General features: G+C 59.7%; 14 protein-coding genes. 7 read left to right on the top strand and 7 right to left on the bottom strand.

Features of this window, described 5'->3' with window-relative positions; genetic code table 11:
* The first annotated feature begins 322 nt into the window (after positions 1-322).
* Together JYG32_RS20180 and JYG32_RS20185 are read left to right on the top strand one after the other, a co-directional pair.
* Positions 323-598 carry a hypothetical protein gene (locus JYG32_RS20180; RefSeq protein WP_174381363.1) on the top strand — a complete coding sequence of 92 codons (276 nt, stop codon included), beginning with the start codon at positions 323-325 and terminating at the stop codon, positions 596-598.
* Between the two features lie 60 nt (positions 599-658).
* Positions 659-1,528: a S66 peptidase family protein gene (locus JYG32_RS20185; RefSeq protein ID WP_213266697.1), complete on the top strand. Its 870-nt coding sequence runs from the start codon at positions 659-661 to the stop codon at positions 1,526-1,528.
* A gap of 642 nt (positions 1,529-2,170) precedes the next feature.
* Here JYG32_RS20185 and JYG32_RS20190 read toward each other — a convergent pair.
* Complete coding sequence (locus tag JYG32_RS20190) at positions 2,171-3,655, bottom strand: ISNCY family transposase (protein WP_213264851.1); 1,485 nt, start codon at positions 3,653-3,655, stop codon at positions 2,171-2,173.
* A 230-nt stretch (positions 3,656-3,885) separates the two neighbouring features.
* Between JYG32_RS20190 and JYG32_RS20195 the strand changes: the two genes are divergently transcribed.
* The 5 genes from JYG32_RS20195 to JYG32_RS20215 all read left to right on the top strand — a co-directional run bounded on the left by JYG32_RS20195 (position 3,886) and on the right by JYG32_RS20215 (position 6,449).
* Positions 3,886-4,410: an IS21 family transposase gene (locus JYG32_RS20195; protein WP_213266698.1), complete on the top strand. Its 525-nt coding sequence runs from the start codon at positions 3,886-3,888 to the stop codon at positions 4,408-4,410.
* 94 nt (positions 4,411-4,504) lie between these two features.
* Positions 4,505-4,828, top strand: coding sequence for a hypothetical protein (locus tag JYG32_RS20200; RefSeq protein ID WP_249744831.1), 324 nt, complete (start codon positions 4,505-4,507; stop codon positions 4,826-4,828).
* A gap of 104 nt (positions 4,829-4,932) precedes the next feature.
* A complete protein-coding gene (locus tag JYG32_RS20205) occupies positions 4,933-5,487 on the top strand; it encodes a PAAR domain-containing protein (protein WP_213266699.1) in 555 nt (184 codons plus the stop codon).
* 3 nt (positions 5,488-5,490) lie between these two features.
* The gene (locus JYG32_RS20210; protein WP_213266700.1) at positions 5,491-6,111 is read left to right on the top strand and encodes a type VI secretion system amidase effector protein Tae4; all 621 of its coding nucleotides are present in this window, start codon (positions 5,491-5,493) and stop codon (positions 6,109-6,111) included.
* A gap of 44 nt (positions 6,112-6,155) precedes the next feature.
* Positions 6,156-6,449 carry a hypothetical protein gene (locus tag JYG32_RS20215; protein WP_249744832.1) on the top strand — a complete coding sequence of 98 codons (294 nt, stop codon included), beginning with the start codon at positions 6,156-6,158 and terminating at the stop codon, positions 6,447-6,449.
* Between the two features lie 101 nt (positions 6,450-6,550).
* Here JYG32_RS20215 and JYG32_RS20220 read toward each other — a convergent pair whose 3' ends face one another.
* The 6 genes from JYG32_RS20220 to JYG32_RS20245 form a co-directional block, all read right to left on the bottom strand.
* Entirely contained in the window at positions 6,551-7,648 is a 1,098-nt protein-coding gene (locus JYG32_RS20220; protein ID WP_213266702.1) for a patatin-like phospholipase family protein, read from the bottom strand.
* 33 nt (positions 7,649-7,681) lie between these two features.
* Positions 7,682-8,584 carry an MBL fold metallo-hydrolase gene (locus JYG32_RS20225; RefSeq protein ID WP_213266703.1) on the bottom strand — a complete coding sequence of 301 codons (903 nt, stop codon included), beginning with the start codon at positions 8,582-8,584 and terminating at the stop codon, positions 7,682-7,684.
* A 331-nt stretch (positions 8,585-8,915) separates the two neighbouring features.
* Positions 8,916-10,001, bottom strand: a complete 1,086-nt coding sequence (locus JYG32_RS20230; protein WP_213267431.1) for a phage late control D family protein — start codon at positions 9,999-10,001, stop codon at positions 8,916-8,918.
* A 4-nt stretch (positions 10,002-10,005) separates the two neighbouring features.
* Positions 10,006-10,512 carry a phage tail protein gene (locus JYG32_RS20235; protein ID WP_213266704.1) on the bottom strand — a complete coding sequence of 169 codons (507 nt, stop codon included), beginning with the start codon at positions 10,510-10,512 and terminating at the stop codon, positions 10,006-10,008.
* 7 nt (positions 10,513-10,519) lie between these two features.
* On the bottom strand, positions 10,520-13,435 hold the full coding sequence (locus JYG32_RS20240) for a phage tail tape measure protein (protein ID WP_213266705.1): 2,916 nt from the start codon (positions 13,433-13,435) through the stop codon (positions 10,520-10,522).
* Positions 13,428-13,544 (bottom strand): GpE family phage tail protein, encoded by a 117-nt coding sequence (locus tag JYG32_RS20245; protein ID WP_213266706.1) that lies wholly within the window; start codon positions 13,542-13,544, stop codon positions 13,428-13,430. Before JYG32_RS20245 ends, JYG32_RS20240 begins: the two co-directional genes overlap by 8 nt.
* Between the last annotated feature and the right edge of the window lie 11 nt (positions 13,545-13,555).

A 13,555-nucleotide genomic window follows, 5' to 3' on the forward strand; every position in this document is an offset into this window, starting at 1 on the left:
ATGTACGGTCATTTCAATCTAGCCACCACAACCAGGAAAATTGTATCTTGGTACTTGAGGGACCGTGTTGCGTCGCTTGGTTCTACGCTTCTCTTATATTTCTAGGCGTAGTACAGGTGGGTTGCGCACAGATTATCGGATTTCTCAGCTGGGGGGCTGTTGCACGTCGGTCCACCTCGATCTGTTGCGATCATCACTGGTAAGGGGCGCAACAGTCCGGTTTCCAAGAATTCCTCTGCTTAGCATCGACGTTGCATTCAATCACAAGCTGACTAGATCATTTCACCCGCCGCTGGGAGGTTGATCTCGAATTCTGACGCAGATGAAGCGTGCGCTGTCGTCGTTTCGCGGATTCGACAGCGATGCAATCGCCGCGGTACCGACCGACGCGTTGACGCTGGGAAGGGCCCGCAACGCGGACGGCTCCGAGGTGCACCCGCTCGACGTGCTGCTTGGTTCGTCAATCGAATGGGATCCGCATCGATCGGTCGGCGATTTTGCATCGACTGTGATTCTCAAGCGGCGCTGGAAGCGAATCGGATTCGCGGACGACGGAGAATGGCATCTCCCCGCGTTCAATGTCGCCTCGCAGGTGTGAGCGGCTCGCGAGGGGTATCAGGTATATTCAGCGGGTTCTTATCCTCACGGTATCCGTTCAATGGAATCAAGACGCAAGACAGTGGGCGTCGTCGCGCCCGCAGGTGTGCCCGATCCGCAAGGAATCGAGCGCGGCATCGCGCTCGTCGAAAGCTGGGGCTTCAAGGTCACGACGAGCGCACATCTCGGCAGCCGGTACCGCTATTTCGCCGGTACCGCCGAGGAGCGCGCAGACGATCTGCGGCGCGCCTTGATGGATCCGTCAATCGATATCGTCTGGCTCGCGCGAGGGGGATTCGGTTGCGCGCATCTGCTCGAGCACCTGCCCGACGAGATCGCGACGCCGAAGACGATCGTCGGTTTTTCCGACGCGACGTCGCTATTCTGCGCGCTTGCAGACCGGCCCGGCGTGTGCTTGTTGCATGGTCCGACATTCCACAGCCTGGCGACCAAGGTCGACGACGCGACGCGTGCCGACATGCGCGCCGTGCTGACCGGTGGCAAACGCGCCCCGCTGAGCCTGCGGCATTTGTCCGGCGCCCCTGGTGCGGTGCGGGGACGTCTGTGCGGCGGCAACGTGACGGTGCTCGCGAGCGTCGCGGGTACACGCTGGTCGCTTCGCTCACGCGACGCGATCGTACTGCTGGAGGACGTGACGGAATTCGGCTACCGGCTCGACCGCAGCCTGACGCAACTGCGTCTGAGCGGCGCGTTCGACGGGGCCCGCGCGTTCGTGCTCGGGCAATTCACGCGCTGCCCGATCCCGGACGGCGCGGATTTCACGCTCGAGCAGATGCTTGTCGACGTGCTGGGCGGCTTCGGCCTGCCGATCTACTCGGGTCTGCCGATCGGACATGAACACCGCAACATCACTTGGCAATACGGCAACCAGGCTGCCATCGAGAACAGCGCGATCCGGTTCGTCGCGTAGCGTCGAATCTAGAAGGACAGGAACGCGTAGCCGATGGATTCTCGCTTCGATCTGCTGCATCTTCGTGTCCGCAGACTTCGACAGCCAGTTGACCACCGACGTCACGAACGCCAGCCTGGTTTGCCAACGATCCTCGTTACTGCGCATGACGACCGGCTGGTTGCGCAGGCTCACAAACCACGACTCTAGAATGTCTGCGAGCCGAGCGTCATCTAGTTCGGACAACGCGTCGTCCAACGCATTCGTCTTGAACGTACGGTCCGCATGATCGTATAGGTTCTCGACGTACCGCAGCCGCATTGTCTGCGTGGACGTCGCCCATTGAGATCCAGCGACCACGAGCCAGGCTGCGGCCCAGTACCTCGGAATGTGATTGCTGTCGACCAGCGCGACGCCACGGAGCGTCGGGGGCACAGTGTTGGCATCGATCTGAACGAACATAACAATTCCAGGACAGAACGCAACGGCCAAACCTACCATAAGTACGTTTCACCAATGTGGTATCTGGAGCTTCCATGCGACCAAATACGCAACAGCCCAGAACTTACCAACTGTCGTAGCCATTTCAAGATGTCGTGGCGCCAGCTAAATAGAAATGTCGTGTTTTCAGGGGTTCAGGATTTGTTTCTCATGGGCTGCAGATCACGCCGTGTCGAAGAGCTGGTCCTGATCGGGCAGGGCGCTTACGCTTACTGCGTTGGTCTTCGCAGACCGTCGGCCAGGTTTGCGAGGTTGATTCTGTGCCTGTCGGTGTTCGGCGAGATCCACGATTACCTGCTCGACGTCGGCCTGCGTAAATGCACGTTGCTTCTTCGTGCCAACGGGTTGCTTTGAACCGCGGACGGCCTGACCTTGATTGGTTCGCGACGGCGATCCGGAGGTTCGACGGTTGTCGCGCTGAGCCTGAAGCGCTTGCGAAACTTGTAGCACGTGACTCAATCGCTTTTGCTCGATCACTGCACCTTGATCGACTTCCGCCAGCTTGTCGTAAAGACGGCAAGACAGAACCTTGCCATCGGCTCGGATTTCGATCCGCCCGTCGGGGTACTCCCATACATCGATGTAGCGGTGAATCAGCTTCCGGTTGACCGGCGTGTCGTCCAGCAAGTAAAGCACTCGGTCGTGGAGCACGGTCAGCGATTTCGATACCCGACGTGTTTCACGCCACGTCAATAACGTATCCAGATCCTCGTCGTCTCGCAGTGGCCGATGCGCATTGAAGTCGCTGCGCGGCGGCTTCGCGAAGCGTGTGTTGTAGGCTGCCATGAAGGAGGGCGCATACGCATTGGCCTCGGCTACCGTGCTGATCCCGCGCAGCCGCAGTTCCTTCACGAGCCGGTCTTGCAAGGTCAGATGCGCTCGCTCGACACGGCCCTTGGCCGAGCTGCTGTTCGCGCAAAACGTATCGATGTTCAGCTCATACATGGCCCGGCCAAACTGCGTCACGCTGCTTCCGGTCTTGCCCGCGGTCGGGCTGCGGAACACGCTGTACTTGTCGCTGTAGAGCGCTCCAGGTTTGCCGTAACGCTCCAGATACGCCCGCGTCGCTTCGAAGTAGCTGAAGGTCGATTCGGTCTGCGTGAAGTGCAGATGCATCAACCGACTCGTCGCGTCGTCGACGTACACCAGCAGCGTGCAGGCCGGCGCCCGTTCCTCGAACCATCGATGATCGCTGCCGTCGATCTGGATCAGTTCACCCAAGCAGGCGCGCCGGGCCCTCGGCTGATAGACCTTCGGCGGCCGCTGCCGGCGTGGCACCCACAAACCGGCATCCGTCATCAGCTTCCGGACCGTCTCCTTGGCCAACTGGATGCCATGGCACTCGGACAACTTCTCGCAGGCCAGCGTCGGGCCAAAATCCGCGTAGCGCTCGCGAATGATCGTCAGCGCTCTCCGAGCCAGTTCCTCGTCCAATCGCCGGTTCCCCGGACGACCACGTTTGCGCGACATCAGTCCAGCCGCACCAGACTCCCGGTACCGAATCACTAGCCGTTCGATCTGCCGGACCGTTAGGCCCAGTCGTTCGGCCGCGCGGCCAGGCCTCAGGCCCAAATCCACTACAGCCTGGATTACCTTCAGACGGTCGAGTTCTCGCATGTTCAATGTCACCAGTGCTGTTCGGTGCATCGCCGGCTCCATGATCTGACGGGGAGCCGGCAAGCTTACCGAGGTCCAAACGCGACATTTCTAAATGGCTAGAACACGACATTTCTAAAAAGCTACTACACACAAATCTTCGATAATTCACGTTATGTAAAGTCTGGTCGCTAGCAAATCCGGTACTTCTGTCAGGTTGAAGGAAACTGTTTGTAAACATACTTACAATCGCTTACACAGTTTCGCCTCCCGCAACGCCTATGAATGCCGACCTCCGTCACGGCGCGCTATCCGATTTTCTCGCGCTCACTGACGGCCTGTCCATCGCTCGAATCGCTCAGACGCTCCGCTGTTGCACCCGCACCGTCCGGAACTACGTCACCGGGCGCTCGCCGATCCCGTGGCATCGAATCGAAGTCCTGCGCCTGCTGGCGCTCGAATCCAACCGCGCAGCACACGAGACGGCGACGCCCGGTGCGCGCGGCGAGCCGCCGTCGCCAGTACGCGCGAACATCGAACCGGACCCGAACGCCCCGGACGTGCCGCCCGATGAAATGCTGGCATGGGTCGGCGTCCACGCCCCGCATTACCTGTCGAGCCAACGAAGCCTCACGCACTACATTCGCGGCTGGAACGTGGTCGACAAAATCCGCCGAGCGAAACGCGAAGGCACGTTCGCGGCCGTGCTTGCCAAGTGGCGCACGCTCGTGCCGGATCTGCCGCGTGCGTGGCGCTCCGGCCCACTGTGGACCGGCATCGGGCCACCTGCCTACGTTCCCCCATAAACGGCGCCCAACGGCTATACCACCCCGGGCGCCCAATCGCGGCGTTGACACCAGCCGACGCACCCGAAATACTGTATATCCATACAGCATCGGTATGAGCATCATGCAGCGCGACGACGACGAGAACGTGTTGGAATTCTTCGAAGAGCGCGCCGCGATCATGACCTTCGACGGCGGGACACCGCGCCACGACGCAGATTTCCGCGCGATGGTACGCACACGCCTCTACTTCGACGCGCGCGGCGTCACCATACCGATGGGCGGCTATTTCTCGTGCTACTGGAACACCGAATTCGGGTGGAACGACAGCAACGGAACGCCCGTGACGTTCCCATGCGCCGTCGCCCTGTTTTCCATGTGGCACGCGGCGCAGGACGAAGCCGACCGCGCGGGACGTTGCTACACGTGGTTGTTGTGACCCCCTGCCGGTCGGGATTGGTAGAATCCCGTCGAATCGTCCGAACAAAACTGAGAGAGGCCGACGCGCCACGCGCCGAGGCCGCATTTTCGAGGGGCGCACACATGTTGCGAAAAATCGCAGTCGTCGGGGACACGCTGTCCAGCGGCGGCAACGTCCTGCCGCACGGCGGACCACCCATCACCATGTACGGACATCAGATCGCGTTAATCGGCGGTCCGGCTTTCTGCGCTGCATGCAAGGCGACAGGCGTCATCGCGAAATCTGGCGGCCCGTACCGCATGAGCATGTCGGGAGAATGCGCGCTCGATCAGGATATCGTGCTGTGCGGCTGCCCGAAGCCACCGAAAATCATCGCCGGGCTGGGCGGCGAATCGTGGTGCGACGACATGATCGAAGGGCAAGGCAAGGTTGTGTCGAGCCTGACCGCCACAGGAGGCGTTGCATCGGTCAAGAAAGGTGCATTCGATGAGCAGGTCAAAGCCACCGAGCATCAGGTCGAAGGCTTGCCGTACTACATCGAAACTGCCGACGGCCGCGTGCATTTCGGCCGCCTGGACGCGAGCGGGACATTGCCGCGCGTCTACACCGGGGACGACCCGGGTTCCTATACCGTTCATTGGGGCGACGACGCGCTCGCCAAGCACCACGGGGAATGATCGATGCCGCACACGAAACCGACCAAGATCGACACGAACACGCAAACGGGCTCGCAGAAAGAAATCCCCGTGAAGGCGATCACATTCAAAGAACTTTGGGACGCCTACCCTTCCGGCGACCCGTACGACAATCCTGATTACACGAACCAATGCGCCATTCGCATGAGCGTGACCTTGCACCGCGTCGGTGTTGGCATGAAGTCGTTTTCGCAGAAAACGGTTAAGCCCATGTCCGGCTCGCCGACCATCGGTCGAATCATCCTCGATGGAAAGCCTACGGCGACGCGCGCGGACGAACTCGGAGAATGGTTGGAACATCAGCCGTTCGCCGGACTGCCGAAAGCGGAAAACATCACCGGGGCCGATTGGGAATCGAAGGTGAAGGGACGCACCGGCATAATCCAGTTCTCGCGCTACTGGTCCCGTGACGGCGAAGCCGCCGCGAACGCCAGCGGCGGGCACATCGATCTGTGGAACGGCTCGCGCCTGACCGTGAGCAGCGCCCCCGATGCGGTCGCGACATTTAGCCGGGTGCTCGGTTTGCAGTCGTTCGCGGCAGGAACATCGTTCGGATGGTCTGACCTTCGGAATTCGAAGCAAATTCTTTTCTGGGAAATCAAATAATGCGGCGCCTATTGGGAACGATCGGATTTGCGATTGCGGGGCTCGTGAGCGTGATCGCGTGGTCTGCGGTCGATTCTCGCCTGTGCACGGTTATCAAAAATTGGTGTACGCCACCGGCCGGGACGTGTGGCGGCGGCGTCGACGCATGCGCCGCAACGACACACGCCACGATCGATCTGTTCGTCTACTTGTTCGGTCCGCCGATCCTGTTCGCCGCCCTTGGATTTTTCGTGTTTTCCCGTCGGCGACCGGCGCATATCGTCGTCGCGTACGTTGCCGGCGCCGTGATCGTGCAATGGGTACTATGGTTCGTCGGGGTTCGACTTCTGCATATCTGACGCGACCCAGCCCAACAAAAAAGCCCGCACGTGCGGGTTTTTCCTGGCTCCGTTGTGAATTCCCAACGATGTCGCTTGTTGACGTCGTTGGCGTTACTCAATCAGTGCCCTTTCAAACTTTTGAGCAAGCCATATTGGCGCTCGATGTCTTGCGCAAGAGCGTATCCGTGACCGGCAATCGCATCAAAAACCTCAACCTTCATTCGTGAAAGATTTGTCGGGAAACCGCGTGCGAGTTTTGCATTTTCTTGGTTTCCGTCTTGAATCTGCCTCGCAATGTAGGTGTAGGCGCCAGCGTTGCTTGATCGTTCGAGATAATTAACAAACGAACGCACCCGCAATGTCCGCGACTGCTCCGACATGATGTCGGCGAGGCGCTTCGCCCGAAACAAGCTGAAGAAAGATGCTGGCCCATCGGCAAGTGGGGCACCTGCATCCGAAACGTAAATGACGGTATCAGTAATTTTGGGCTGCTGTTTGCCTACATCGAAATACGGTTCAAGCCCTAAGTTGTCGTAGACGCCTCCATCATAAAGATGCAGGTTCCTAAAGGGCAACGAGACAGGTTCCGGTGGCTTGCTGGCATCCCATTCCTTACGGCGCATCCATGAGAATGCCCGAGCCTTGATGGAGAGCGGACCGATCAATCCCGGAAACGCCGCCGACACCGCCATCGCACTGGCTAGTGCGAACTCTCCGCCGTAAGCATACCCGGATCTCCAGTCTCCGATGGAGTCGCGCTTAAATCGGAACCTTCGCCCCGTCTCCGCAGTCGTCCCGTTGATCGACCATTCCGGACGGACTGGCAAGTCTTTGAGGCAATGTGTAACGCCCCAGCCCCTTAGCGATTTCGCGATCAGATTCGCACGAGACAATATGTAGCGCCAGTTGTGTGGAACCACCAGTTTGCATATCGCCTCGAAGGCAAGGCTACGTCGACTCAACTGCATACGAAGAGGCTCATACACCTGCTCAATGAAGCCTGCGGACGACGGCCAGTGCATGTTGCACCGGCTAAACATGAGGCCCACGAGCAAGCTGCCGCCGGAGACCGTCGAAACCCGCGATACGCGCTCCAACATACCCCGCTCCGCCAAGTACCGCAGCACACCAAGATGGAAAGCCATAGCGCGCGCGCCCCCACCCGAGAGCGCCAGCGCGATTTCAATTTGATCCGGCGCGACAAGACTTCTGTTCATGGACTATCCCGGCAGGCATTACATCTGACGTGATCAGAGCGTGTATTCCGTTTCTACGTCGAGACTACCGATATAGTTCAAAAAGCTGGTCATCGATTCGTCTTTTAAGTTATCCGGCCCTTCGTATTCCGGATTTGAAACGTAAAAGTGCACCTTCCCTTCCACGCACTCCATGATGATGTCACCGGCGCGGTTTTGGGTAATTTTCCGGTACCCCGTGTAGTAGTGCAAGTGCCGTGAAGGAGCTTCGCCAATTACGATGATCTGTGGATCTAGCTTCTCAAGCCATGAGTCAGGAATTTTCCCCGAATCACGACCATGATGTGAAGCAAAAACGATCGTGGTTTTTTCAAGCTTGATGTGTTCCTCGATCTTTTCCATGAAATCTGTTTCGAGGTCTCCCAACCACATCACGCTTGCTCCGTTTTCAAGCGAGTATCGGATGACGGCCGACGTATTGTTATACGACTCGCCCGCTTCGCAGGCTGCCAACGCCAGCTTAAAGTCAGAATTATTGGTATCCGGCCACAGGACGCTAATACCAGACGAGCCGCGCGTCTCGTCGGTTTTGTTCATCCATTTTCGCGCGCAGCCTTTGTAAATGTAAAACGCCTTATCGGTATCATCTCGAAGCTCGCAATAGCGTTTGAATGAGTCAGAATCATTATCCTTTATTGCCTGATTATTGACAACATAGAAATTCCGGATGTTCATTTCATCATCGAGCATTTCTATACCCCCAAAGTGATCCTGATCTGGATGGGTACAAATGAAGCGAGTTATGCCCTTGCTGGCTGATTCCTTTTTCAGTTCAGCGATAATCTCGTCCTTGTTCTCATCAGTAAGATTGCAGTCGATAATTGTAAAATTATCGCTGTTGTGCCTGATATAGAACATGTCGCCGTTTCCGACGGAAAAGCTCTTGATGATAGACATGTGGAACCCCGGTGTCAGATGCTAAGTCTAGTTATCGAGCGGCGACCCGAACTCGGGGAGAAACAGCTACCAATAGCTGTACTCCATCGAGACGTGTTTCCGCTGCCTGCGATCTGAATTTAGTGTCACGCAGCGTCCGCTTGGACGGCTGCTATCCCTCTCGCGCAAAGGGTACGCATACTGTATGTGGCGTTCCGTTAGCGGTCAATGCACCACATGAGGAAATTTTGCAACCTCCGGTGTAGTGGGCTTGACAATTGCTATTGCGCCTCGCGCGAAAATGTGCTTAGCCGTATCCGTCGGCTCGACCATCAACCCGGAGAGGTCATACTTACGCCGATTTCCCCCCTTTCCGGAAATGCGTCCTGTGCCGACTCGTCGTCGGATCGTCGCGCATCTCCATTTCGAGTGATGACGTGAAACCGCCGTTGCCGTCGATCCGAGACACGACACGCTTCACCAGCCACGGCGTTGCATCGATATCCGGTTTGAAGCCCTTCGCGTTCACGGTCATTTCGGGGTACACGTCGGGTCGACCGAGCGCGAGCGTCATATCAAACGTTGCCTGTCCGCGCTGCGTGCGTGCGTATTCAGCCTTGGCCGCCGCCTCCGCATCGGCGCGCGAACTGTAGATTTCCGGCAACAGCTTTGTGCTGCGGTTGTTTTCGCCGCCGACGATCACGGATTCTTGCTTGCCCTTCTTCGACGTGTGCCAACGCGCGCGCACCGACGTGTAGCTTTCGCGCTGCGAGACGTGATAGCGGTACGAATCGCCCTTCGCCTTCCGGATCTCGAGCGTCGGCAGCGGCTTACCGCTCGCGCTCGTGCCCGCACCGATCGGCATGAACAGCAGGCGCCCATCCTTGACCGTCATCACCGCGTCGTACCGCTTCGCGAGCCGAGTCAAAAATGACATGTCGCTTTCGCTCGTCTGGTCGATATGCGCGATTCGGATTTTCGCGAGCGCGTCGCCGAGCGCAGGCGTTAGCTTGTGCCGGGCGGCAATCGTCTTGACGATATCGCCGATCGTCTGGCCGTGCCAGCTTTTATCGCGCCGCTCGTGCATGGCATCCGTCATCGACGCCGAGCGGGCGCTCACCGTGATCTGGTCAGGCGCACCGTGGAACTCGAACTCATCGATCGTGAACGTGCCTTTGTCCACGAGCGTTTCGCCCTCCCACCCAATCGACAGTTTCAGTTCGGCGCCGCGCTTCGGCAGTTCGAGATCGCCGCGCGTGTCGTCCAACACCAGATTGAGCGAATCGGCTTCGTCGGCGCGCGATTCGCTCAACGTGAGATAGACGAGGTACGGCGCGATCGAGCGTGACAGGTCGCGCCCGTCGAGCGTGATGCGGTAGTCGGCGCATGGGACGAGTCGCCGCGCCGGGAGCTTGGTCGCTTGCACAAAATCCGCCATCGCCCTACCCCTTCTTCGCCTTCGGCTTCTTCGGCTTGACGTATGGCGGCGTCGCACCGGGCGGCGCCTTATCGAGTGATCCGCCCGTCGGTTCGCTCGTGGCGGCGCCACCGTCAACCGAGGCCGCGAGCGCGCGATCGTCCACGCGCGTGATCGTCAGCGTGAATTCGATTTTCTGCGGCACGCCGAGGATCGTGAAATACGAGTGCGTTTCGTGTAGCTCGTCGATCGTGTATGCGCCGTAGACGATGCCGCGCCCGTCCACCAGCACGTACGCATCACCCGTGTTCGCCATTTCGGAAATCAGGTCCATCGAGATAGGCGTGCCGAGAACGCCCGTCGCGATCATGCCTTGCATGGTGAACGTGTCATCGCCCGGCCCGGCGAACTGGCGCGCGTCACGCGCGCCCACGCGCGAATTGCTCGCAAACTTCCACGTGCGCCGCCGCTGCATTTCGCTGAACGGCGCCGTGAGCGTGCCGAAAACGAACTGTCCGAGAGAAAGCAGCATGGCGGCCTCAGTCGGACAAACGCGAGCTGACGCGGCGACGATCCTCGCGCTCGACCTGATCAATCACGCGGCGCACTGCCGCCTCGAATTCCTTCACGTTGTCACCATTCGCTACGTTGATCGTGATGTAGTAATTCCGCGTTCCGCTATCGACGGGCGCCGACGGCGCCGCGCTCGCGGCCGATAGCGGCGGCCGGGTGTCAATCAATGGCCGCATTTCGAGCGGCGACGGCGCAGCGTTCGCCGTCAGTGCGCCGAACGTGATCGACGCGGCCCCGGCGAGCCGGGCGGCGGCACTGGCCACGCTCGCGCGCTCGGCCTCGATCCCTTGCGCCGCGCCCTGCCCGATGAACCCGCCGAGCGCCGCGAAAACGCGGCTCGGGCTATGAATGCCGAGCTTTTCCTTGAACCAGCCGATCGCGCTTTCTCCGACGTTGTGCAGCGCCGTGCGCAGCGTATTCATGCCGTTCGTGATGCCGTTCACGAGTCCGTCAACGATGTTGCCGCCGATTTCGACAAAGCGAGTCGCGAGCCCGGACATGTACGACATGATGCTGTCCCAGTGCCGAACCACCACGCCGAGCAGGGTCCAGTTCATGAAGAAATCGAGAATCGCACCACCGGCACCCATCGCCGTTTGCTTGATCCAGTCCCACGCCGCGCCGGTCGCTGCCTTGATGTCGTCCCAATGGCGCACGATCGCGCCGACGATCGTCCAGTTCATGAAGAAGTCTGCGACGGCCTGCGCCGCGCGCAGCACGCCGGATTTGATCAGTTCCCATATCGCGAGCGTGATCGCCCTCAGATCGGCCCAATGATCGACAATGAAGCCGATCACGGTCCAATTCATCAGGTAGTCGGCGATCCAGACGCCGACCGTTTGCACCGTCCGCTTGATGCCGTCCCACAGCTTCGCGAAGAAAGCGGAGATCGGTTTCCAGTACCGATAGATGAGGTACGCTGCCCCGGCGATCACCGCGACGACAGCGGTAATCGCAAGGCCGATCGGGTTCAGCAGCAGGAGGCGGCCGACGGCAAATATCGCACCGCCGAACGCGCGGAATGCGCCGCCCAACATGCCCAACGTGCCGCGCAACAATCCGCCCTGGACACCGAGCATTGCCATGCCGTAACGGGTGAGCGCCAGCGGCCCGATAATTGCCGCGAGCCCGATCGTCAGCGAACCACCGCCCACGAGCACCGCGCCGAGCGCCGCCAGGCCGATCGCGAGTGCGCGCGCCGTGCCCGCGTTGCGCTCGGTCCACCCGCTCACGCGCTCGATCAGGTTTGCCGTCAGTTCGAGTCCGCGGTTATACAGCGGGAGGATTTTCGACCCTAGCTGTTCTTCCAGAATCGCCTTCTTCGACAACGCGTCGATTTCCTTGCCCTGCGGCAACGTCTGGCCGACGTTGAAACCCTGATCGATATCGTATGCGTGCTCGTTCAGTGCAACGCTCTTATGAATCGCCTTGCGTTGCAGGAACATCGTGGCAAACAGGTTCGATGCTCGGCGGTTCGTGAAAATCGAACTGATCGCACTGAGAACGTCGCGTTCCTTCGTGATGCCCTTCTTCTCAAACAACGGCAGCAGGGTTTGCTCCATCCACTCGAACGGCGACGACTTGAACTGATCGGTGTTCAGCAGCGCGCCATCGGCGAATACTTTCACGCGTCCGATCTTGTCGAACTCGACTTTCTTTTTGTTGAGCAGGCCGAGCGACATGAGCTTGCGCGTCGCGCGCACCGTCGTCCGGCCTTCGATCAGGTTCTGATAGCCCGACATGAGCGCACTACCCACCGTGTCGCCGCCCATTTCCTGAATCAACGGCTCCATCTGGAAATAGAACGCGTCGGAACGCAGCATCTTGGCAGCCGTGCCGCCCGTCTTGATGAATTCCTGCCACTGGTCGCCGCCGACGCGCCCGCCGGTCGCGGTGATGACCTTCTGCACCATGTTCGCTTCACGATTGAACGTCGCGGCGTCGTTCGTGCCGCCGCGCTGTTCGATCGCCTTCAACATGTTGATGAACTTCTGTTCGTTGTCGCCGCCTTGCTCGGCGCCGAACAGCGCATCGTTCGCGAACTTCATTTTCGAGAGCGTCGGCAGAATCATTTCCGCGTGATGCTCGTCGTTGAGGATCGTCATGGCGTCACGCATGAGCGTGAGGTTTTCCGTCGTACTGACGCCATAGGATTTGTGTTTGCGCGCGAAATCGATCGCCTTCGCCGTATTGTGGTCGCCAGCGCCGAGCGCTTGGATCCGTACCTCTTCGAGCTTCGCGTGCTTCGATTCATCGAGCACCGCACCGACCCCACCGAGCACACGGCCACCGACAGCGCGCGTAGCGTATCCACCCACCGCCATTTCGGCCGCCGCACCGCGCGCGGCCTGAAGGCGATCACGTGCGGGCGCGAGCGCCGCACGGCGCCCATGTACCGCCTGCAACCGGCGCCCCTGTTCCGCGATCGTCTCGTTCGTTTTCGCGATGCTCGACTGCAACGATTTCTCGTATGCCGTCAGCGTTTGCGTGCCGCGCCCGGCCTGCTGCATCCGCGCGTTCAGTTCGCCAAGCCGGGTCCGCTGCTTTTCCTGTTGCTGCGTGAGCGCGACGACGGACGCCGACGCCCGCCGCATCGCGTTCTGCATCCGCACTGTGGGATTTTCGGTCGCCTTGATCTGCGCTTGCAGCCCGGCGAACTTCTCCTGTGCCGCCTTCAACTTCGTGGCGGTCTGCCCCATTTCGGTACGGACCGCCTTCACCGCGTCGACGGTTTTCTGTTGCTTTTGCAGTTCCGAAAGTTGCTTCTTCGTTTCGGCGAGCGCGCGCGACAGGCTTTTGCTACCGGCAAGCGTTTGGCGAATCGGGCGCGTCATCCGATCGACCATATCGAACACGACGCGCAGCTTCAGTTCGTTATTCATTCCGTTCGTATCGCATGCGCGCCCGCTCGCGCCACTCCATCAGTTCGGAAACAGTCATTGCGTCCATGACTGCGGGCGTCCAGCCAAATACCGCCGCCACGTCCGCCATCGCGTCTTCTA

This window comes from Burkholderia pyrrocinia (genome assembly GCF_018417535.1).
Taxonomy (GTDB): domain Bacteria; phylum Pseudomonadota; class Gammaproteobacteria; order Burkholderiales; family Burkholderiaceae; genus Burkholderia; species Burkholderia pyrrocinia_E.

Coding starts and splice junctions, on each gene's coding strand:
- JYG32_RS20180 (WP_174381363.1), top strand. CDS start 323: ATGAAGCGTGCGCTGTCGTCGTTTCGCGGATTCGACAGCGATGCAATC.
- JYG32_RS20185 (WP_213266697.1), top strand. CDS start 659: ATGGAATCAAGACGCAAGACAGTGGGCGTCGTCGCGCCCGCAGGTGTG.
- JYG32_RS20190 (WP_213264851.1), bottom strand. CDS start 3,655: ATGCACCGAACAGCACTGGTGACATTGAACATGCGAGAACTCGACCGT.
- JYG32_RS20195 (WP_213266698.1), top strand. CDS start 3,886: ATGAATGCCGACCTCCGTCACGGCGCGCTATCCGATTTTCTCGCGCTC.
- JYG32_RS20200 (WP_249744831.1), top strand. CDS start 4,505: ATGAGCATCATGCAGCGCGACGACGACGAGAACGTGTTGGAATTCTTC.
- JYG32_RS20205 (WP_213266699.1), top strand. CDS start 4,933: ATGTTGCGAAAAATCGCAGTCGTCGGGGACACGCTGTCCAGCGGCGGC.
- JYG32_RS20210 (WP_213266700.1), top strand. CDS start 5,491: ATGCCGCACACGAAACCGACCAAGATCGACACGAACACGCAAACGGGC.
- JYG32_RS20220 (WP_213266702.1), bottom strand. CDS start 7,648: ATGAACAGAAGTCTTGTCGCGCCGGATCAAATTGAAATCGCGCTGGCG.
- JYG32_RS20225 (WP_213266703.1), bottom strand. CDS start 8,584: ATGTCTATCATCAAGAGCTTTTCCGTCGGAAACGGCGACATGTTCTAT.
- JYG32_RS20230 (WP_213267431.1), bottom strand. CDS start 10,001: ATGGCGGATTTTGTGCAAGCGACCAAGCTCCCGGCGCGGCGACTCGTC.
- JYG32_RS20235 (WP_213266704.1), bottom strand. CDS start 10,512: ATGCTGCTTTCTCTCGGACAGTTCGTTTTCGGCACGCTCACGGCGCCG.
- JYG32_RS20240 (WP_213266705.1), bottom strand. CDS start 13,435: ATGAATAACGAACTGAAGCTGCGCGTCGTGTTCGATATGGTCGATCGG.
- JYG32_RS20245 (WP_213266706.1), bottom strand. CDS start 13,544: ATGGCGGACGTGGCGGCGGTATTTGGCTGGACGCCCGCAGTCATGGAC.